The organism is Lysobacter sp. CA196, from assembly GCF_052078695.1.
In the GTDB taxonomy this organism is placed as follows: Bacteria; Pseudomonadota; Gammaproteobacteria; order Xanthomonadales; family Xanthomonadaceae; genus Lysobacter.
This window is the reverse complement of sequence record NZ_JBQJIN010000001.1, coordinates 387,531-406,887: the sequence shown is the minus strand read 5'-3', so window position 1 is coordinate 406,887 and position 19,357 is coordinate 387,531. Positions and strand designations below refer to the sequence as shown.

General features: G+C 67.7%; 13 protein-coding genes. 8 read left to right on the top strand and 5 right to left on the bottom strand.

The window, feature by feature from the left end:
- Positions 1-781: 781 nt before the first annotated feature.
- Complete coding sequence (gene queG, locus ACTOWK_RS01630) at positions 782-1,816, bottom strand: tRNA epoxyqueuosine(34) reductase QueG (protein ID WP_441328653.1); 1,035 nt, start codon at positions 1,814-1,816, stop codon at positions 782-784.
- Between the two features lie 103 nt (positions 1,817-1,919).
- On the opposite strand from queG, the gene ACTOWK_RS01625 reads away from it, so the two are divergent.
- From ACTOWK_RS01625 to ACTOWK_RS01600, 6 genes are all read left to right on the top strand, one after another.
- A complete protein-coding gene (locus ACTOWK_RS01625; protein ID WP_441328465.1) occupies positions 1,920-3,419 on the top strand; it encodes an NAD(P)H-hydrate dehydratase in 1,500 nt (499 codons plus the stop codon).
- Between the two features lie 82 nt (positions 3,420-3,501).
- Positions 3,502-4,005 carry a tRNA (adenosine(37)-N6)-threonylcarbamoyltransferase complex ATPase subunit type 1 TsaE gene (gene tsaE / locus ACTOWK_RS01620; RefSeq protein ID WP_441328652.1) on the top strand — a complete coding sequence of 168 codons (504 nt, stop codon included), beginning with the start codon at positions 3,502-3,504 and terminating at the stop codon, positions 4,003-4,005.
- Positions 4,006-4,092: 87 nt separating this feature from the next.
- Positions 4,093-5,883, top strand: coding sequence for an N-acetylmuramoyl-L-alanine amidase (locus ACTOWK_RS01615; RefSeq protein WP_441328464.1), 1,791 nt, complete (start codon positions 4,093-4,095; stop codon positions 5,881-5,883).
- A 389-nt stretch (positions 5,884-6,272) separates the two neighbouring features.
- The gene (gene mutL, locus ACTOWK_RS01610) at positions 6,273-8,171 is read left to right on the top strand and encodes a DNA mismatch repair endonuclease MutL (RefSeq protein WP_441328463.1); all 1,899 of its coding nucleotides are present in this window, start codon (positions 6,273-6,275) and stop codon (positions 8,169-8,171) included.
- A 1-nt stretch (position 8,172) separates the two neighbouring features.
- Positions 8,173-9,192 (top strand): DUF1684 domain-containing protein, encoded by a 1,020-nt coding sequence (locus tag ACTOWK_RS01605; protein ID WP_441328462.1) that lies wholly within the window; start codon positions 8,173-8,175, stop codon positions 9,190-9,192.
- 85 nt (positions 9,193-9,277) lie between these two features.
- Complete coding sequence (locus tag ACTOWK_RS01600; RefSeq protein ID WP_441328461.1) at positions 9,278-10,450, top strand: TraB/GumN family protein; 1,173 nt, start codon at positions 9,278-9,280, stop codon at positions 10,448-10,450.
- Between the two features lie 223 nt (positions 10,451-10,673).
- Here the strand turns inward: ACTOWK_RS01600 and rnfB are convergent, their stop codons facing one another.
- The 4 genes from rnfB to ACTOWK_RS01580 form a co-directional block, all read right to left on the bottom strand.
- Complete coding sequence (gene rnfB, locus ACTOWK_RS01595) at positions 10,674-11,102, bottom strand: Rnf electron transport complex subunit RnfB (protein WP_441328460.1); 429 nt, start codon at positions 11,100-11,102, stop codon at positions 10,674-10,676.
- 123 nt (positions 11,103-11,225) lie between these two features.
- Positions 11,226-13,325 (bottom strand): methionine--tRNA ligase, encoded by a 2,100-nt coding sequence (gene metG, locus ACTOWK_RS01590; protein WP_441328459.1) that lies wholly within the window; start codon positions 13,323-13,325, stop codon positions 11,226-11,228.
- A 146-nt stretch (positions 13,326-13,471) separates the two neighbouring features.
- Positions 13,472-13,909 carry a DUF2147 domain-containing protein gene (locus tag ACTOWK_RS01585; RefSeq protein ID WP_408953334.1) on the bottom strand — a complete coding sequence of 146 codons (438 nt, stop codon included), beginning with the start codon at positions 13,907-13,909 and terminating at the stop codon, positions 13,472-13,474.
- A 195-nt stretch (positions 13,910-14,104) separates the two neighbouring features.
- On the bottom strand, positions 14,105-17,089 hold the full coding sequence (locus ACTOWK_RS01580) for a TonB-dependent receptor domain-containing protein (protein ID WP_441328458.1): 2,985 nt from the start codon (positions 17,087-17,089) through the stop codon (positions 14,105-14,107).
- A 502-nt stretch (positions 17,090-17,591) separates the two neighbouring features.
- Here ACTOWK_RS01580 and apbC point away from each other — a divergent pair.
- A complete protein-coding gene (gene apbC / locus ACTOWK_RS01575) occupies positions 17,592-18,659 on the top strand; it encodes an iron-sulfur cluster carrier protein ApbC (RefSeq protein ID WP_441328457.1) in 1,068 nt (355 codons plus the stop codon).
- Between the two features lie 61 nt (positions 18,660-18,720).
- Complete coding sequence (dcd, locus tag ACTOWK_RS01570) at positions 18,721-19,290, top strand: dCTP deaminase (protein WP_441328456.1); 570 nt, start codon at positions 18,721-18,723, stop codon at positions 19,288-19,290.
- The last annotated feature ends 67 nt before the right edge of the window (positions 19,291-19,357 follow it).

Here is a 19,357-nt window from a genome sequence, read left to right as displayed (position 1 = left end):
GGCGACGTCAACCAAATATCGCTGTCGCTGTCGTTGTCGCGTTGCTCTTTGCTTTTGCTTTTCCTTTGCCGTTGCTATGCGTCGATACGCACTCGCGAAGGCCATCGAAGACCCGGAGGGCGGCGCGCAGGGATGCGCGCCGTTTTTCATCGGGACATGGATGTCCCGTATGAAAAATCCCTGCGTCGGCACCGCTCGTGCGGGCCCGTGATTCAAAGCAAAGCATTTTTCTTTGGTTACCTTTCTTTTGTTGCTTTAGACAAAAGAAAGTAACCCGCCGCTTTAGTGGCGGAAGCTCTTAGCGTTTGATCTTGCTTCTTTAGAAGCCTCAAGCAGGAGCAAAGCTTCCGTCCGCTAACGCGGCCGGGTTACTTTCTTTTGCTGGCCCAAAAGAAAGCTAACCAAAGAAAAGGCCTTCCTTGACGAAGCTCCCCTGCGAGCACGCAGCTTGCGCCGGGATTTTCCGATAAGACGTCCCTGTCTTATCGGAAAACGCCGCACGTCCTGTGCGGCGCCCTGCGGGTCTCCAGGTGTTCTCGCAAGGTCGGTACCGCGCCAAGCTCTTCACGGCAACAGCAACAGCAACAGCAACAGCAACGGCAACGTCGTGGAGGGTAACGTCGGCTCATGGGTAGGAGCGGCGCAAGCCGCGACACGATAGTCAATGGTGACGTCGGCGCGAAGTCTTCGATGCGATTGGAAGGCGGCACGGTAGTTGCCGGTCCGCGGTCGCGGCTCGCGCCGCTCCTACCCTGGGTGCGCGGCGCGCCCTGCTACCGGGCTACGGCAGCCCATGCCGCGCCAGTGCCCATTCCACGTGCTCGCGCACGATCTCGCTGGGGTGTTCGCGACGCGAGCGCAGGGCAGCGAACACTTCGTCGGTGCCCGGGGCGTTGCCCAGGGCGACGGCGATGTTGCGCAGCCAGCGTTCGTGGCCGCTGCGGCGGATCGCCGAGCCTTCGGTGCGGCGCAGGAATTCGGCTTCGTCCCAGGCGAACAATTGCGCCAGGCTGGCGTGGTCGAGGTCGTTGCGGGCGCGGAAATCGGGCTCGTCGTTGCGCTTGGCGAATTTGTTCCAGGGGCAGACGAGTTGGCAGTCGTCGCAGCCGAAGATGCGGTTGCCGATCGGCGCGCGCAGTTCGACCGGTATCGAGCCTTCGTGCTCGATGGTCAGGTAGGAAATGCAGCGCCGCGCGTCGAGGCGGTGCGGAGCGACGATGGCCTGGGTCGGGCAGATGTCGATGCAACGCGTGCAGGTGCCGCAATGCGCGCTGGCCGGGCGGTCGATCGGCAAGGGCAGGTCGACGTAGATCTCGCCGAGGAAGAACCAGGAGCCGCCGTCTTTATCGATCAAACAGGTGTGTTTGCCGATCCAGCCGAGCCCTGCGTTGCGCGCCAGGGCGCGTTCGAGCACCGGTGCGGAGTCGACGAACACGCGATGGCCGAACGGGCCGACGAGTTCGGCCAGGCGGTCGGCCAAACGCTGCAGGCGCTGGCGCATCAGCTTGTGGTAATCGCGGCCGAGGGCGTACCGCGCTACGTAGGCGCGTTCGCCGTCGGCGAGGGTGACCCAGGCGTCGTCGTCGTCGCGGCGGCCGTAGTCGAGGCCGACCGAGATCACCCGCAAGGTACCCGGCAACAGTTCGTCGGGACGCGCGCGCAGACCGCCGTGGCGCGCCATCCAGTCCATCGATCCGTGCAGGCCCTGGTCGAGCCAGTCGAGCAGATAGGCCTCGTCCTCGGCCAGCTCGATGCCGGAAATGCCGCAGCGCTGGAAGCCGAATTCGCGGGCGATCTCGCGGATGCGCAGGGCCAGTGCCGGGTAGTCGGGCGCGGTTCCGGGCGCGTCGGCGGACACGGAAGACGAAGTGGGGCGGGCGTCGGGCTGGCTCACGATGCGGCAAGTATAGAATCGCCGGATGTCGCCGACCGCTGAAACTTCATCGCCGATGCCGCCGACGGCCCTGTTCGACGCCGCTGCATTGCGCGCGATCGAAACCGCGGCCGCGGCCGAGCTCGGCGACGCCTATGCGCTGATGGCGCGAGCCGGTGAGGCGGCATGGCGCGAATGGCTCGGCCATTGGCCGCAGGCGATGCGCCTGCTGGTGGTGTGCGGCCCCGGCAACAACGGCGGCGACGGCTACGTACTGGCCACGCATGCGCAGCAGGCCGGGCGCAAGGTGCTGGTGCTGCGCCTGCCGGGGCACGCGCCGCGCGGCGCGCTCGCCGAGCGGGCCGCGGCCGGCTACGCGCAGGCTGGTGGTCGTACGGTCGAGTTCGATGGCGCCTTGCCCGAAACCGAGGTCATCGTCGATGCGCTGTTCGGCATCGGGCTGTCGCGCGCGCCCGGTGCCGAGGCGTCGGCCCTGATCGATGCGATCAACGCCCATCCGGCACCGGTGCTCGCACTCGACACGCCGAGCGGCGTCGATGCCGACCGCGGTTACGCGTATCCGTCGGCGGTCAACGCGCAACGCACGCTCGAGTTTATCGCCGCCAAGCGCGGGCTGCGCAGCGGCGCCGCGCTGGATCGGGTCGGCGCGCTGTCGACCGCCGGGCTCGGTTTGCCGCGCGAGTTCTACGGCGTGCCGGCGAGCGCGCATTGGTTGCGCGCCGGCGATCTGCAACGCTGGCTGTCGCCGCGCCTGCGCGACAGTCACAAGGGCCGCAACGGCCGGGTGTTGTGCATCGGCGGCGATCACGGCCATGGCGGCGCGCTGTTGCTGTGCGCGCAGGCGGCCTTGCGCAGCGGCGCCGGCTTGCTCGATGCGATCACGCGCGAGGCGCATGTCGCGTCGATGCTGGCGCGATTGCCCGAAGCGATGCCGCGTGCGATCGGCGACGGCGACGATCCGCGTGCTGCCTTCGAAGCCGCGGACGTCATCGCGATAGGCCCCGGGCTCGGCCAACAGGCATGGGGGCGCAAGTTGTACCGATACGCGCTGGACAGCGGAAAACCCCTGCTTTTCGATGCCGATGCGTTGAACTTGCTCGCCGCCGCGCCGCGCACTTTGCCGGCGGATACGGTGCTGACGCCGCATCCCGGCGAAGCCGCGCGCTTGCTGGGCAGCGACACCGCCACGGTGCAAGCCGATCGTTTCGCTGCGGTGGGCGCACTGGTAGAGCGTTACGCTTGCGTCGTCGTGCTCAAAGGCGCCGGCACCCTGGTCGCCGCGCCGGATCGCATCGTGCGGGTGATCGGCGCCGGCAATCCGGGCATGGCGGTCGGCGGCATGGGCGACGTGCTCAGCGGTGTGATCGCCGCTCTTCGCGCGCAAGGCCTCGATGCCTTCGACGCCGCCGGTTGCGGCGCCTTGCTGCATTCGCTGGCCGGCGACGATGCCGCGCGCGACGGCGGCGAGCGCGGTCTGCTGCCGAGCGACCTGATGCCGTGGCTGCGCCGCCGCGCCAATCCCTAGCTCCCGCCAATACGTGTCCCGCCAATACGTATCGCGCCAATACGTATCGCGCGCCAATACGTAGAATTGGGCGGACATGAGCATGCATTCGATCAAACTGCATCTGGCCGAGGCCGAGGCCACCGACGCGCTCGGCGCCGCCTTGGCGCGGGCGCGACCGACGCACGACGGCGAGGCCTTGCACGTGCACCTGCACGGCGACCTCGGCGCCGGCAAGTCGACCCTGGCGCGCGCCTTGTTGCGCGCGCTCGGCGTTACCGGCGCGATCCGCAGCCCGACCTACACCTTGGTCGAGCGTTATCCGTTGGCCGAAGGCGGCGAGGCCTGGCACCTCGACCTGTACCGGATCGGCGATGCCGGCGAGCTCGAATTCCTCGGCCTCGACGGCGGCGAAGCGGTGTTGTGGCTGGTTGAGTGGCCGGAACGTGGCCGCGGCTGGCTGCCCGCGCCCGATCTGCGGGTCGAACTGGCCGTCGAAGGAGACGGACGCGATGCTCAGCTCAGTGCCGTGTCCGCCGTGGGTCAGGCCTGGCTTGCCGCCCTGGGAACGGCGACCGTCGGCTATGCGTTTGCGGCCGACTCCTGAACGATTCCATAGGAAGTGGCCCCAGGTGCCGGATTTGAAAGGGAAAAGTTCTTGCATTTACTGTGTCGCAGTGCTTGACTTACGCCCATGCGAGTCAAAGGCGCCACCGTCCAGAAATTCCTGCTCGGCATAGCGCTGTTGGCGGCGCTGGCCTGGAACCTCGCGCATGCCAGTGAAATCAAGGGTTTGGAGCTGCGTACCGGTGCCACGGGCACGCGCGCCGAGATCACCCTCGACAAGAACGCCGATTACAAAGTCCTGAGCCTCAAGGGCCCGGAGCGCCTCGTCGTCGACCTGCCGGCCTCCAGCGTCGGCAAGAGCGTCAAGCTCCCGGCCGGCGCCGGCATCGTCAAATCCGTCCGCACCGGCGCACCGCAGCCGGGCACCGTCCGTATCGTTTTCGATCTCGCCCAGCCGGTCGCCGCGCTCAAGCCGCGCATCGAGCAGGGGGGCTCGGGCCCGCGCCTGGTCCTGGAATGGCCCGGCGACGGCGTCGAACCCAAGGCCGCGCTCGCCGCTGCACCCGCGCCGCAAGCGCCGGCCGCCGCTGCGCCGACGGCGAATGCTCCTGCCGCTACGGTCGATCCTTCGGTCGAGTCCGCTGCCGCGACCAGCCGCCTGATCTCGGAACTCGCCGCCCGCAATGCTGCGGCGCCGGCGGCCGTGGCTTCGGCTCAGGCGCCCGCCGCGCCGGTGCCGCATCCGGCCGCCCCGGCTTCGAACCTGCAAGCGGCGAACGCACAGGCTCCGAACGTCCCGCTTCCCAATAACAGCCACGTTGCGGCGCCTGGCGGCACCGCACCGGGCGCGATTGCCGCGCAACCGACTGCGCCGCCGCCGGCCGCCAACGCCCAGCAACTCGCGGCCCAGCAGGCCGCGCGTCAGGCCGCGCGTCAGGCCGTGTTCGAGCAGGCCGCACAGGCACCGATGCCGACCACGGTCGCCACCGGTGTTCCGACCCGCATCGCCACCGGCGTCCCGACCCGGGTCGCGACTGGCGTACCGACGCCGATGCCCGGCGCCACGGCGTCGGCTCCGGCCGCAGCGATGCCGGAAAGCGCGCCGCCGGCCGGCGCGGTCAAGACCCTCAAGGACGTCATGCGCGGCCGCGGCATGCGCCCGCTGGTGATCGCGATCGATCCCGGCCATGGTGGCCAGGACCCCGGCGCGATCGGCCAGACCGGCAAGCGCGAGAAAGACGTGACCCTGGCGATCGGCCGCGAACTCGCGCGCCAGATCAACGCCACGCCGGGCCTCAAAGCCTATATGACCCGCGACACCGACGTGTTCATCCCCTTGCCGCGCCGCGCCCAGTTGGCGCGCCAGGCCAAGGCCGACATGTTCATCTCGATTCATGCCGACGCCGCCGAGAACCGCTCCGCCAAGGGCTCGTCGGTGTACGTGCTGTCGCTGAAGGGCGCGTCCTCGCAGCGCGCGCGGTGGCTGGCCGACAAGGAAAACGCCTCCGACCTGGTCGGCGGCGTGCGCCTGCAACAGACCGACAACACCCTGACCTCGGTCTTGCTCGACCTCACTCAGAGCGGCCACATGAAGGCCTCCGAAGACGCGGCCGGGCACGTGCTCAGCGGCCTCAAGGAAGTCGGCTACAACCATAAACCGCATATCGAGCGGGCGAACTTCGCGGTGCTGCGCACCTCGGACATGCCGGCGATGCTGGTCGAGACCGCCTTCATCTCCAACCCGGAAGAAGAGCGCCGTCTCACCGATCCCTCGCACCAACGCGCGCTCGCACGTGCGGTGCTCGACGGCGTCAACACCTATTTCACCCGCCAGCCGCCGCCGGGCACGATGTACGCGGCCCGCGCCGAGGCCCAACTGCCTTCGCCGGGCGGGTTCGGAGGCGGCGGCAGCCCCTGAGGCTCCGGCGTTCGTCCCGCGTCACTATGGATCGACGGCCCTTCGGGGCCGTTTTCGTTTGCCCGCCCAATCCGTAGTTGAATCCTTCTCCCGCTTGCGGGAGAAGGCGCCCGCAGGGGCGGATCATGGATGCTCCCGCTTGCGGGAGAAGGCGCCCGCAGGGGCGGATCAAGGATGCCCCCGCTTGCGGGAGAAGGCGCCCGCAGGGCGGATCAAGGATGCCCCCGCTTGCGGGAGAATGCCCCGAGAAGAGCGGATAAGGGCCGGGCGCTAGCATCGGAACCGCCAGCACGCCCGAAACCGCAAGCTGCGGATCGCGGCTGCCGCACCCCAGCGGCTATCATCGATCCCCATCCCCCCCGACGGTGCCTGCGCACCGAATGCCGCCTGTGAGCATCCGCCAACTGCCCGACACCCTCATCAACCAGATCGCCGCCGGCGAAGTGGTCGAACGTCCTGCCTCCGTGGTCAAGGAACTGGTCGAGAACGCGCTCGACGCCGGTGCGCGCCGGGTCGACATCGATCTGGAAGAGGGCGGCGTGCGCCTGATCCGGATACGCGACGATGGCGCCGGCATCTCGCCGGAAGAACTGCCGCTGGCGATTTCGCGCCACGCCACCAGCAAGATCGCTTCGCTCGACGACCTCGAAGGCGTGACCACGCTCGGTTTCCGCGGCGAAGCCTTGCCTTCGATCGCTTCAGTCAGCCGTTTCGCCTTGTCCTCGCGCCGGATCGGCGAAGACCGCGGCGCCATGCTCGAAGTCGACGGCGGCCGGGTCGGCGAGATCGCGCCGAAGCCGCATCCGCAGGGCACCACGGTCGAAGTCCGCGACCTGTTCTTCAACGTGCCGGCGCGGCGTAAATTCCTCAAGGCCGAGCGCACCGAGCTCGGCCATATCGAAGAGTGGCTGCGCCAGCTCGCGCTGGCGCGTCCCGATGTGGAGCTGCGCGTCTCGCACAACGGCAAGCCGACGCGGCGCTGGAAGGGCGAGGGCGATCTGGTCGACATGGGCTTGTCGGACACCCGCATCAGCGAGGCGCTCGGCGAAGAGTTCGCCAAGAACGCCCTGCGCGTCGAACACAGCGGCGCCGATCTGCGCCTGCACGGCTGGATCGCGCAGCCGTCTTACAACCGCGCCAGCGCCGACCAGCAATATCTCTACGTCAACGGCCGTGCGGTGCGCGACCGCAGCATCGCCCACGCGGTCAAACAGGCGTATGCCGACGTGTTGTTCCATGGCCGCCAGCCGGCCTATGTGTTGTTCCTCGAACTCGATCCGCGCCGCGTCGACGTCAACGTGCATCCGGCCAAGCACGAAGTGCGGTTCCGCGATGCGCGCCTGATCCACGACTTCGTCTATCGCACCCTCAACGATGCCCTGGCCGAGACCCGCGCCGGCATGGCCCAGCAGGCGCCGGCCGGTGCCGAGCCGAATGCCGCCGCCGCCGGCTCGATGTACGCCTGGCGTCCGCAGGCGCCGCTCGGCTTGCAGGTGCAGGAAACCCGCGCCGGTTATGCCGCGCTGTACGGCAACGGCAACGGCAACGGCGGCGGCGGCGGAGCGGGTTCCGCGGGGGGGTCGTATGCCGGCGGCGGTTACGGCGCCGGTGCAGGCAGCGGCAGCGCCTATGCGATGCCGCCGCGCGAAGCGAACGATGGGTCGCAGTCGCCGGGCGCATTGCCGCACAGCGACGACCAGACCTTGCCGCCGCTCGGTTATGCGATCGCGCAGTTGCACGGCATCTACGTGCTGGCCGAAAGCGCCGAAGGCCTGATCGTGGTCGACATGCACGCCGCCCACGAACGCATCGGCTACGAGAAACTCAAGACCGCGCACGACGGCGAAGGCCTGCGCACCCAACCCTTGCTGGTGCCGGCGAGCCTGGCGGTGTCCGAGCGCGAGGCCGAAGTCGCCGAGCGCGAGGAAGCCACCCTGGTCGCGCTCGGCTTCGAAGTCACCCGCAGCGGCCCGCAGTCGCTGACCTTGCGCGCGGTGCCGGCGTTGTTGGCGCATGGCGACGTCGAGGCCTTGCTGCGCGACGTCCTCGCCGACCTGCGCGAACACGGCGAATCGCGCCGGGTCGCCGCGGCGCGCGACGAATTGCTCTCGACCATGGCCTGCCATGGCGCGGTACGCGCGAACCGACGTCTCACTTTGCCGGAAATGAATGCCTTGTTGCGCGAGATGGAGGCTACGGAACGCTCCGGTCAATGCAATCATGGCCGCCCCACCTGGGCGCGCTTCAGCCTGCCCGAGATCGATCGCTGGTTCCTGCGAGGCCGTTGAGATGACCGCTGCACGCTCCTTTGCACGCACTTTGTCGGGCGCGATGTCCGCGCCGGCGCTGTCGGCCTTGCTGTTGTTCGGCCTGGCCGCTTGCGATTCGCCCGAACAACAGGCCGCGCAGAAGCGCGAAGTCGCGCGCGCCGCCGCGGTCAGCGACACCTTCGCCCGCGACCAACAACTGTGGCGCCAGCAACGCAAGGACGAGTTGTTGAAGCCCGACGGCTGGGCCAGTCTGGTCGGTCTGTATCCGATCGACGCCGGCTCGCATTATTTCGGCAGCGATCCCGACAACGGCATCCGCCTGGGCGTCGGCCCGGCTCATTTCGGCCTGCTCTCGCTCAACAAGGGCCGCCTGCGTTTCATCCCCGAGCGGGGCAATTCGCTGACCCTCAACGACCAGCCGCTCAAAGGTGCAGTGAACCTGCTCGCCGACGATTACCCGGCCGGCCCGAGCAAGATCGGCTTCGACGAGGGTAAGGGCATCCTGACCGTGATCAAGCGCGGCGACCGCTATCTGTTGCGCGCGCGCCATGCGCAGGCGCCGACCCTGACCGGTTTCAAGGGCATCGACTACTGGGAGCCGCAGCAGGAGTGGAAGCTCAGCGCGAAGTTCGTCGCCCATCCGGCCGGCAAGAGCATCGACATCGTCAACATCATCGGCACCATCGAAGCGACGCCGAACCCGGGCGCGATCGAGTTCGAGCGCGACGGCAAGACCTATCGCATCGAGGCCCTGGACCAGGGCGGCGACGAGTTGCTGCTGGTGTTCGCCGATCGCACCAGCGGCCATCAGAGCTACAGCGCCGGCCGTTTTCTCGACGTCGCGCGGCCGAACCTGCAAGGGCTGGTCACGGTCGATTTCAACAAGGCCTACAACCCGCCGTGCGCGTTCACGCCGTTCGCGACCTGTCCGTTGCCGCCGGCGGAAAACCGTCTCGACCTGGAAGTCGCCGCCGGCGAAAAGACCTATAAGCACGACGACCCCGCACCGGCCGCGAGCGCCACCGCGCAGGCCCCGTGACGCGTTCGGCTTTATCGCGGCATTTCGCCGTCGCCTTTCACCCGAGTCCGACGCCTGCGTCGCCGACCCAAGGATCAGTTTGCCCATGCGGTTCCTGAAGCTGTTCGTCCTGCCTTTGTTCACCGCCTCGGTGCTCAGCGCATCGTTGACCTCCGCGACCGCGATCGCCGCCGGCGACGTACCCGCGGCGGCCGCGAAGGCGCCGCCGGTGCCCTTGCTGTGGAAAGTCTCCGACCAGGACAACGCGGTCTATCTGCTGGGCTCGTTCCATCTGCTGCGCGCCGACGACTACCCACTGTCGTCCGACATCGACCAGGCCTTCGCCGGCGCCGGCAAGCTGGTGTTCGAGGTCGCGCCGGAAGAGATGTTCGACCCGACCGTGCCGCAGCGTTTCATGGCGCGTGCGCGCTACGACGACGGCCGCACCCTGAGCAAGGTGTTGCCGGCCGATCTGCGCGAAAAACTCAACCGCGTGCTGGCCAAGAACGGCAGCTCGCTGGCCCAGCTCGACGCGCTCGAACCCTGGTTCGTCAACTTGTCGCTGGTGCTCGGCGTTTCCCAGTCGATGGGCTTCAGCCCGCAATTGGGCCTGGACCAATACCTGATGCGGCAGGCGGCCGAAGCCGGCAAGCCGACCTCGGGCCTGGAGACCATGGAGCTGCAATTGCAGGTGATGGATTCGGGCCCGCTGCCCGAGCAGATCACCGCGCTGCGCGAGTTCGTCGACAAGCCCGAGGACGTGCCGGGCATGCTCGACGAAATCCATGCGGCCTGGCGCAACGCCGACCTCGCCAAGCTCGACGAGAAGGCGCGGGTGGAGATGGAACAGAAGACCCCGGAGACCTACCGGATGGTCAACGTCGAACGCAACGAAGCCTGGGTGCCGCAGATCCAGAAGATGCTCGACGAGCCCAAACAGGGCGACGCTCTGGTCGTGGTCGGCTCGCTGCACTTGCTCGGCAACGACGGTCTGGTCGAGCGCCTGCGCAGCAAGGGCTATACGGTCGAGCGCGTGTGCTCGGTGTGCGCGCCGACCGACGGCGTGTCGGCGGAGGGCGCATCCGCGGGGGGCGCGGTGCCGGTGATCGGCGCCGAGCGTGCCTTCGCCGCCAAGGACGCCGCCAAGCCGGCCGACGGCAAGCGCGGCAAGGACAAGCCCGCCAAGGACGCCGCGAGCAAACACGATACGAGCAAGCACGACGGCAGCGAGGCCGAGGCGGCCAAACAAGAGCCGACCAAACAAGAGTCGGTCAAGTAAGCGTCGATCGGGCAGGAGCCAGCGCGTCGTGGACTTGCCGACCGCAGCGAGATTTCTGTCTATCTTCATTCCCGCCTTCGCGGGAATGACGGCGGGAGAAGGGCGGATGCTTCGCCGCTCTCGGCGATGTATCCACCTGCTTGTCTTCCCCCTTTGTAGAAGGGGGATCAAGGGAGCTGCTTCTGACGACGAACCCGCCGGCGACCCGAACCAGCGCGTCGCGCTACTGAGTGGCAACGACGCCTGCGTCGGGCGCCGCAACCAGCACGATGCAATCGACCGGGCAGGCCGGCACGCACAGCTCGCAACCGGTGCACAGCGGCTCGATCACCGTGTGCATATGCTTGGCCGCGCCGATGATGGCGTCGACCGGGCAGGCCTGGATGCACTTGGTACAGCCGATGCAATCGGCTTCGACGATCAACGCGACCGGCGCCGGCTTGTGTTCGCCACGGCTGCGGTCGTAAGGCTGCGCCGGTACGCCGAGCAGACGCGCCAGGGCGCGTGCGCCGGCGTCGCCGCCGGGCGGGCAGTGGTCGATCCCGGCCTCGCCGCGCGCCATCGCTTCGGCGTACGGGCGACAGCCAGCGTAGCCGCACTGCCCGCATTGGGTCTGCGGCAGAAGGCGGTCGAGGCGTTCGGTCAGATCCATGGGCTAGAAGTGAGGGCGCAGGAGTGAGGAGTGAGTAAAAGCAGCCGTGTTTATCGGCTTTGTTGAAGCGCTTCGTAGCCAGGACTCGCTTCTCACTCCTCCAAACTCATTTCTCGCTCGCCCTCACTTGACCGGCATGCCCGCTGCGGCGCCGCCGTCGACGTCGAGCAGGTGCAGGCCGTCGCCGTCGAAGCCGGCCGATAGGATCATGCCTTCGCTGATGCCGAAGCGCATCTTGCGCGGGGCCAGGTTGGCGATGAACACCACCTTGCGGCCGACCAGCTTGTCGGGCTCGGCATAGGAGCCGCGGATGCCGGAAAAGATCTGGCGCGTGCCCAGTTCGCCGGCGTCGAGTTCGAAGCGCAGCAGCTTGTCGGAGCCTTCGACGAATTCGCACACGCGCACCGTGCCGATGCGCAGGTCGAGCTTGGCGAACTCGTCGATGCCAACCGTAGCGACGACCGCTGCATTCGAGCTCGAGGACACGACAGCCGGCGTTGAACTCGCAGCGGCGACGGCAGTACCCGGGTTTTTGCCATTGGCATCGGCGACGACTGCCGGGGCCGAGGCGGCGAGGGATTCTTTGCTGGCTTCAATCATGGTGTCGATCAGTTTCGTGTCGATGCGGGTGAAGAGCGCGACGTAGGCGCCGATTTTGTGGTCGAGCAGCGGCTCGGCGAGGTCCTGCCACAGCGTCACCGGCGCGGCGAGGAAGGCCTCGGCTTCGCTCGATACGCGCGGCAGCACCGGCTTGAGCGCGGCGGCTAGCACGCGGAACAGGTTCAGCCCTTGCGTGCACACGGCCTGCAGATGGGTTTCCGCGCCTTCCTGCTTGGCCAGCACCCAGGGCTTGTGCTCGTCGATGTATTTGTTGGCCTCGTCGGCCAGCGCCATGGTCAGGCGCACCGCGCTCGCGGCTTCGTTGCGCGCATAGGCTTCGGCGATCGGCGTCAGCTGGGCGACGAAGCGCTGGTACATCGCCGCGTCCGGCAACACCGCCGAAAGCTGGCCGTCGAAACGCTTCTCGATGAAGCCGGCGCAGCGGCTGGCGAGGTTGACGAACTTGCCGACCACATCGGCGTTGACCCGGGCGACGAAGTCGGACAGGTTGAGGTCGATGTCCTCGACGCCGCCGCTGGTCTTGGTGGCGAAGTAATACCGCAGCGCTTCCGGGTCGAGGCCGACGTCGAGATACGTGCGCGCCTGGATGAAGGTACCGCGCGACTTCGACATCTTCTCGCCATTGACCATCAGATAGCCGTTGACGTGCAGGCGGGTCGGCGCGCGGAAACCGGCGCCGTGCAGCACCGCCGGCCAGAACAGGCCGTGGAAGGTGACGATGTCCTTGCCGATGAAATGGTGCAGTTCGGCCTCGCTGTCGCGCGCCAGATAGGACCAGAAATCCAGGCCTTCGCGCTCGCACAGGGCCTGGAAGCTGCTGAGGTAGCCGATCGGCGCGTCGAGCCAGACATACAGGTACTTGCCCGGGTGGCCGGGAATCTCGAAACCGAAGTAGGGCGCGTCGCGCGAGATGTCCCAGGCGCGCAGGCCGCCGTCGACGTCGAGCCATTCGTGCAGCTTGGCCTTGATGCCGGGCGTGGCGACGTCGCCGGCCAACCATTCGCGCAAGAAGGCCTCGAAATGCCCAACCTCGAAGAAAAAGTGTTCGGACTCGCGCAGCTCCGGCGTCGCCCCGCTGACCACCGAGCGCGGTTCCTTGAGTTCGGTCGGCGCATAGGTCGCGCCGCAGTTTTCGCAGTTGTCGCCGTACTGGTCGGGGGTGTTGCAGTTCGGGCAGATGCCCTTGACGTAGCGGTCGGGCAGGAACATGCCCTTGACCGGGTCGTACAACTGCGCGACCGAGCGGCGGGTGATGTGGCCGCTGTTGTCCAGGCGCGCGTAGAAGCCCTCGGTCAGGGTGCGGTTGCCGGCCGAGTGGGTCGAGTCGTAGTGATCGAACTTGACCCCGAAGTCGGCGAAGTCGCGCTCATGGCTGACCTGGACGCCGGCGATGAAGGCTTCCGGGGTCATACCGGCTTTTTCGGCGCCGAGCATGATCGGCGTGCCGTGGGTGTCGTCGGCGCAGATGTAGTGGACGCGGTGGCCGCTCATTCGCTGCGCGCGGCACCAGATGTCGGCCTGGCCGTAACCGACCAGATGACCGAGGTGCAGCGGCCCGTTGGCATAGGGCAGGGCGTTGGAGACGACGATTTCGCGGGACATGAGTGCGGGTGCCGTGGGTGGTCGTGAATTATGGCATGGGCCTGCGCGCCGGCCGTGGCGGACCGCAGGGTCTGGGGCCGGTGTCGGCGCAAAAAGAAACCCGGCGCACAGGCCGGGTTTCGGTGGATCGCGGACCGGCGCTGCGCTTACTGCTGGCGCATCCAGGTCTGGGTGCGGCCGAGCAGCGAGAAGCCCATGAAGCCGCGGACTTCGAGTTTCTTGCCGCTGTCGATCGGGGTGACCTTGACCGAATAGATCTTGCCGGTGGCCGGGTCGAGGATCTGGCCGCCGTCCCAGGTGGAGCCGTCCTTGCGGATGCCCCACAGGATCACCATGCCCTTGACCGGCTTGTTCTTGCGCTCGCCCGAGCATTTGTCGCAGGTCGGGTTCGGGCCGCGATCGGATTGCAGGACTTCGTTGACGCGGCCGGCGAGGCTGCCGTCCTTGGCTTCGTAGATCTCGACGACCGACTTGGGCTTGCCGGTCTTGTCGTCGACCGTGGTCCAGGTGCCGACCGGGGTGGACTGGGCGAATGCCGCGATCGGCAGCGCGAGCAGCAACAGTGCAAACAGTTTGGTACGCATGGGTCCCCTCCCAGGGATTAGGCGTGATCGGACCGCGTTCGGACCGCTCGACAGGCCGGCCGGTGTTCGCGGTTGCAGCCTTTATACCGCATCCGCCGGGGTATGGAAGTCGACCCGGGCCGCCGTTCAGGCGGGCAAAAAGAAGCCCGGCCGAGGCCGGGCTTCCTGCTGACGCGGTACGGCTTGGAGCGAGGATCAGAACTTGTAGGTGGCGCCGGCGTAGACGTAGCGGCCGATGCTGTCGTAGTTCGCGTTGTCCTCGGTTTCGCCGAAGTAGTTCAACGGCGGATCCTTGTCGAACACGTTGTCGGCGCCGATGTACAGGTCCAGCCCGGTGTTCGGGACCTTATAGCCGATCTGCAGGTTGTGGTAGGTGTAGGACGGGTTGCGGATCGGCGAGACCTGGCCCGGGTTGCTGTTGTAGCTTTCCGGAACCACGCGCAGGTTGCCGTCGATGTAGCGCATGTCCCACGAACCGCGCCAGTTGCCGCGCTTGTAGCTGGCGTTGAGCGAGGCGCGCCAGCGCGGATCGCTGACATAGGTCACGTACTCGTCGTACTCGGCCGGGAAGTCCTGGAACGGCCACTCGCGCGAAGAGATCAGGCGGGTGCCGACGAAGCGCAGCGCGGCCTGGCCGCCCAGCATCTCGAAGCGGTAGTCGGCTTCGATGTCGACGCCGGCGCGGCGGGTCTTGGCCAGGTTCTCGTTGATCGCCTTCCAGCTGTAGATCGAGTTCGCCGGGAAGGTGCGGCCCTGCGAGTCGACGTAGCCGGCGGCCGGCGCGCGCTGGATCAGGGCGCAGAAATCGTTGCCGATGCCGCCGGGCGAGTCGACGCAACGGGTGGCGATGGTCTGCGCGGTGACGGCGCCGATGGCGTCGGTCAGGGTGACCCGCCAGTAGTCCACCGACAAGCCGAAGCCTTCGATGAATTCAGGCTGCCAGACCAGGCCGTAGGACAGCGAGCGGGCTTCTTCGACGTTGAGGTCCGGGTTGCCGGCGCTGACGCCCGGGCGGTTGCCCGTGTAGGTGTCGCGGTAGTTGGCCGGGACGCCGAGGGCGGCGCAGTTGCTGGCGCGCAGGGCCGGGTCGGCTGCGGTCGAGACGCCGTTGGCGACGCCCGGACGGGTGTCGCAGGGGTCGGCGATGGTGGCGAAGTTCTGCGTCTGCGGGTTGAACAGTTCGCCGATGTTCGGCGCGCGCACGGCCTGGGCGACGCTGCCGCGGAAACGCAGCGAATCGTTGATCGCCCAGTCCAGGCCGACGTTCCAGGTCTTGGTCGAACCGACCGTGTCGTAGTCGGAGTAACGACCGGCCAGGTCCATGCTCAGGCGCTGCACGCCGGGCAGGTCGGCCAACAGCGGCACGGTGGCTTCGGCGAAGATTTCCTTGACGCTGTACTCGCCCTTGCGGCTCGGGATGGCGTTGAGGAAGGTCAGGCCCTGCGCGGCCAGCGGATCGGTGATCTCTTCGCTGGTTTCCTTGCGGTATTCGACGCCGCCGGCGAAGCCGACGCCGCCGGCCGGCAGCTCGAACAGCGCGCTGTTGGCGACCGAGGCGCTGAACACGCTCTGGGTGATCTTGCTGCGGTTGATCGCGTCGTAGTTGAACCAGGCCGCGGCCTTCGGGTCGACCGCACCGTTGCCGAACACGCTGAAGGGCACGCAGCCGGCGCGCGAGATGTCGAGGTAGGCGCGGCCGGTGTTCGGGTTGATCGCGTTGGGATCGACCGAGACGCGGCAGGCGAGGTTGCCGCTGGCGTCGCGCACCACGTCCATGCCGGCCTGCCAGCGGTCGTTGATGCGGTTGTTGAGGTTGAGGCGGTCGATTTCGGTCTTGCCGTAAACGCCGGACACTTCATAGGTCCAGTGCTCCGACAGATAGCCTTCCAGGCCGGCGACATAGCGCTGGGTCTTGCGGTCGACCTTCTCGCCGCGACGGCCGGCGTCGACGTTGAAGCGGCTGATCTGCAACTGGCTGGCCGGCGAGGCCAGACCGTTGGCGTCCATCAGCGCGCCGAGCTGCGGCGAGATCAGGGCGTTGTCGCGGCGGATCCGGAACGGCTGGTCGAACGGCGGCTGGCCGAGGAAGTCCGATTCGGTCTTGGTGTACTTGCCTTCGAAGAAGAACTTGTGGTTCTCGTTGATCTCGAAGTTCGCCATGGTGTTGACGCTGTAGCGGTCGAAGCCCGGCTGCAGGTCGGCCACGCCGTTGAGGTCGGCGAAATCGCAGTCGACGCAGGTGTTGGGTCCGTCGCGCGGGCCGTCGTAACGGTTCGGGCGGAAGCTGCCGTCGTCGTTGAACAGATAACGCTTGCCGCCGAGGTTGAAGGTGCCGCCGTAGGACAGGCTGGAGTTGCCGCCCGGGCCCATGAACACGCGCTGCGGGTTGGTCTGGCTCGACGGCTTGCTCGGGTCGAAGTTCGGGTTCGGCATGCTGACGTTGAACTCGCGGCCGATCTTGCGATCGCCGCGGCCGAAACGGTCCTGCTTGCTGTACTCGGCCGAGTACACGATGTTGCCGCGGCCGCCGGCGAATTCGTTGCCGCCGGTGGCGCTGATGAAGGAGCGGCTGAAATCGCCTTCGCTGGCGTCGCCGGTCTGGGCGCGGATTTCGTAGCCGTCGAACTTCTTCTTCATGATGAAGTTGACCACGCCGGCGACGGCGTCGGCGCCATACACCGCCGAGGCGCCGCCGGTGATGACTTCCACGCGCTCGATCAGTTCGACCGGGATGGTGTTGACGTCGACCGCGGTCGAGCCCGAGGTGCCGCCGACATGGCGGCGGCCGTTGACCAGCACCAGGGTGCGCGCGCTGCCCATGCCGCGCAGGTCGAGCAGGCCGAGGCCGGCGGTGCCGATGGCGCGGGTCGAGTTGCCCAAGGTGTAGGTCGCCGACAACTGCGGCAGGGTGGTCATGAGGTCGGCGATGGTGACCGCGCCGGTCGAGCGGATTTCCTCGGCGCTGATGCCGACCACCGGCGAAGGCGTGACGAAGCCGATGCGCTTGATGCGCGAGCCGGTCACGGTGACCGCGTCGATGTCGGTCGCCGCGGTGGCGGCGCCGTCGGCCGGAGCCGCGTCCTGGGCATGACCGGTGCCGGCGACCGAGATCAGCATCGCGCTGATCAGCGCCGCCGTCAGCCTGCTGCGCTGCAGGCCCTGCGAGTTGCGTACTGCCATTGAGTTTGTCCCCTAGCGGAAAGAGCGTAAGTGCATGTTTCGGGTGCCTTCCTGGCGAATTAACAATCCATTTACAAACCTGAACTTAACACGCACGTAATATCTCTCTGCTTGGCGCGGGGTGGTGTTTGGTTTTGCCGAATGCCACCAATCAAGCCATTGATTGCAATGCGGTTTCGCGTTTGTTGCCGGGCCGTGGCGGGTTCCGGAAAGGGCCGCCCGGCGCCGATCGGCGCGACCGCGATCGCCGGATCTGTAACAGCGTGCGGTCACGATATGCAATTTAAGATTGCATATTGAGCGCCCATGTTGCCGGCGCCGGGACTCGCCGATGGCCAGCGCCGCCGGCGCGGCGACACCGCCGCGAGCGCGGTCGCAGCCCGTGGCCGGGCAGGACGCTGCCAGGCGCAGGCCTTACCATGTGCGTTGGCCGCTCAGCGGCCCGACCCCCATTCAGAGTCCCCATGCGCAATCAGACACCCCGTACGGCCGGATGGCCGCTATGAGCGAGACCTTGCAGGCCGCGATCGCGGCGCTACTCATCCCGGAGACCGAGATACGCCTGGGCGACAGCGAGGCGCGCATCCGCGCCGGCATCGCGGAGGGCCGTGCCGCGGTCTCGATCACCGCCGGTTATCCGCTCGACGGCTTGCGCGCGGCGCTGGAAGCGTCGATCGGCGAACTGCTGGCCGGCCAGGGCCTCAGCCTGGCGAGCCTGGAACTCAACACCCGCATCGTGTCGCATACGGTCCAGCCGAAACTGTCGCCGCTGCCGAGCGTGCGCAACCTGATCGCGATCGGCTCCGGCAAGGGCGGCGTCGGCAAATCGACCACCGCGGTGAACCTGGCCTTGGCCCTGGCCGCCGACGGCGCCCGCGTCGGCGTGCTCGATGCCGACATCTACGGCCCCAGCGTGCCGATGATGCTCGGCCTCAGCGGCCGCCCCGACAGCCCGGACGGCAAGAGCATCGAGCCGATGCGCGCGCACGGCCTGGAAGCGATGTCGATCGGCCCGCTGGTCGAGCAGGACACGCCGATGATCTGGCGCGGCCCGATGGCGACCTCGGCGCTGACCACCTTGCTCAACGACACCCGCTGGGGCGAGCTCGATTATCTGATCGTCGACCTGCCGCCCGGCACCGGCGACATCCAGCTGACCCTGTCGCAGAAGATCCCGGTCGCCGGTGCGGTCATCGTGACCACGCCGCAGGACGTGGCCACGCTCGACGCCAAGAAAGCCCTGCGGATGTTCGAGAAAGTCGAAGTGCCGGTGCTCGGGCTGATCGAGAACATGGCCGTGCACGTGTGTTCGAACTGCGGCCACGCCGAGCATTTGTTCGGCGAAGGCGGCGGCGCGCGCATGGCCGCGCAGTACGGCGTGCCTTTGCTCGGCAGCCTGCCGTTGGAAATCGGCATCCGCGAGCAGGGCGACGCCGGCGTGCCGATCGTCGCCGCGGCGCCGGACTCGGCCGCCGCGCGCGCCTATCGCGCCACCGCGCGCCGGCTCGCCGTGCAGCTCGCGCTGCGCGCGCGGGCGACGCCGTCGATCTCGGCCTCGCTGCTCGGCTGAGCGCGGCCCGCACCCCCTCCCTTACCATCGGCGGCCTGGCTGCCCTTACTGGAACATCGCAATGAGCATCAAGTCCGACCGTTGGATCCGCCGCATGTCCGAGCAGCAGCGCATGATCGAGCCGTTCGAGCCCGGCCAGGTCAAGCACGCCGCCAACGGCGAGCGCATCGTCAGCTACGGCACCTCCAGTTACGGCTACGACGTGCGCTGCTCGCGCGAGTTCAAGGTCTTCACCAACATCAACTCGACCATCGTCGATCCCAAGCACTTCGACCCGGGCAGCTTCGTCGACATCGAGAACGACGTCTGCATCATCCCGCCGAACTCGTTCGCCCTGGCGCGCACGGTCGAGTACTTCCGCATCCCGCGCGACGTGCTGGTGGTCTGCCTGGGCAAGAGCACCTACGCGCGCTGCGGGATCATCGTCAACGTGACCCCGCTGGAGCCGGAGTGGGAAGGCCACGTCACCCTGGAGTTCAGCAACACCACGCCGCTGCCGGCGCGCATCTACGCCAACGAAGGCGTGGCGCAGATGCTGTTCTTCCAGTCCGACGAAGTCTGCGAGACCTCCTACAAGGACCGCGGCGGCAAGTACCAGGGCCAGGTCGGCGTGACCCTGCCGCGCACCTGAGCGCAGCCCGCCGCCGCGGCGGACGGGGCGACAGCGACACCCGACGGCCTGGCGCGGATGCGTGCCA

What these genes read in the sequence shown, in the direction of transcription:
- ACTOWK_RS01605 (WP_441328462.1), top strand. Translation starts at nt 8,173, where the DNA reads ATGACCGCTGCACGCTCCTTTGCACGCACTTTGTCGGGCGCGATGTCC.
- ACTOWK_RS01615 (WP_441328464.1), top strand. Translation starts at nt 4,093, where the DNA reads ATGCGAGTCAAAGGCGCCACCGTCCAGAAATTCCTGCTCGGCATAGCG.
- rnfB (WP_441328460.1), bottom strand. Translation starts at nt 11,102, where the DNA reads ATGGATCTGACCGAACGCCTCGACCGCCTTCTGCCGCAGACCCAATGC.
- apbC (WP_441328457.1), top strand. Translation starts at nt 17,592, where the DNA reads ATGAGCGAGACCTTGCAGGCCGCGATCGCGGCGCTACTCATCCCGGAG.
- ACTOWK_RS01585 (WP_408953334.1), bottom strand. Translation starts at nt 13,909, where the DNA reads ATGCGTACCAAACTGTTTGCACTGTTGCTGCTCGCGCTGCCGATCGCG.
- dcd (WP_441328456.1), top strand. Translation starts at nt 18,721, where the DNA reads ATGAGCATCAAGTCCGACCGTTGGATCCGCCGCATGTCCGAGCAGCAG.
- metG (WP_441328459.1), bottom strand. Translation starts at nt 13,325, where the DNA reads ATGTCCCGCGAAATCGTCGTCTCCAACGCCCTGCCCTATGCCAACGGG.
- ACTOWK_RS01625 (WP_441328465.1), top strand. Translation starts at nt 1,920, where the DNA reads ATGTCGCCGACCGCTGAAACTTCATCGCCGATGCCGCCGACGGCCCTG.
- tsaE (WP_441328652.1), top strand. Translation starts at nt 3,502, where the DNA reads ATGCATTCGATCAAACTGCATCTGGCCGAGGCCGAGGCCACCGACGCG.
- ACTOWK_RS01600 (WP_441328461.1), top strand. Translation starts at nt 9,278, where the DNA reads ATGCGGTTCCTGAAGCTGTTCGTCCTGCCTTTGTTCACCGCCTCGGTG.
- ACTOWK_RS01580 (WP_441328458.1), bottom strand. Translation starts at nt 17,089, where the DNA reads ATGGCAGTACGCAACTCGCAGGGCCTGCAGCGCAGCAGGCTGACGGCG.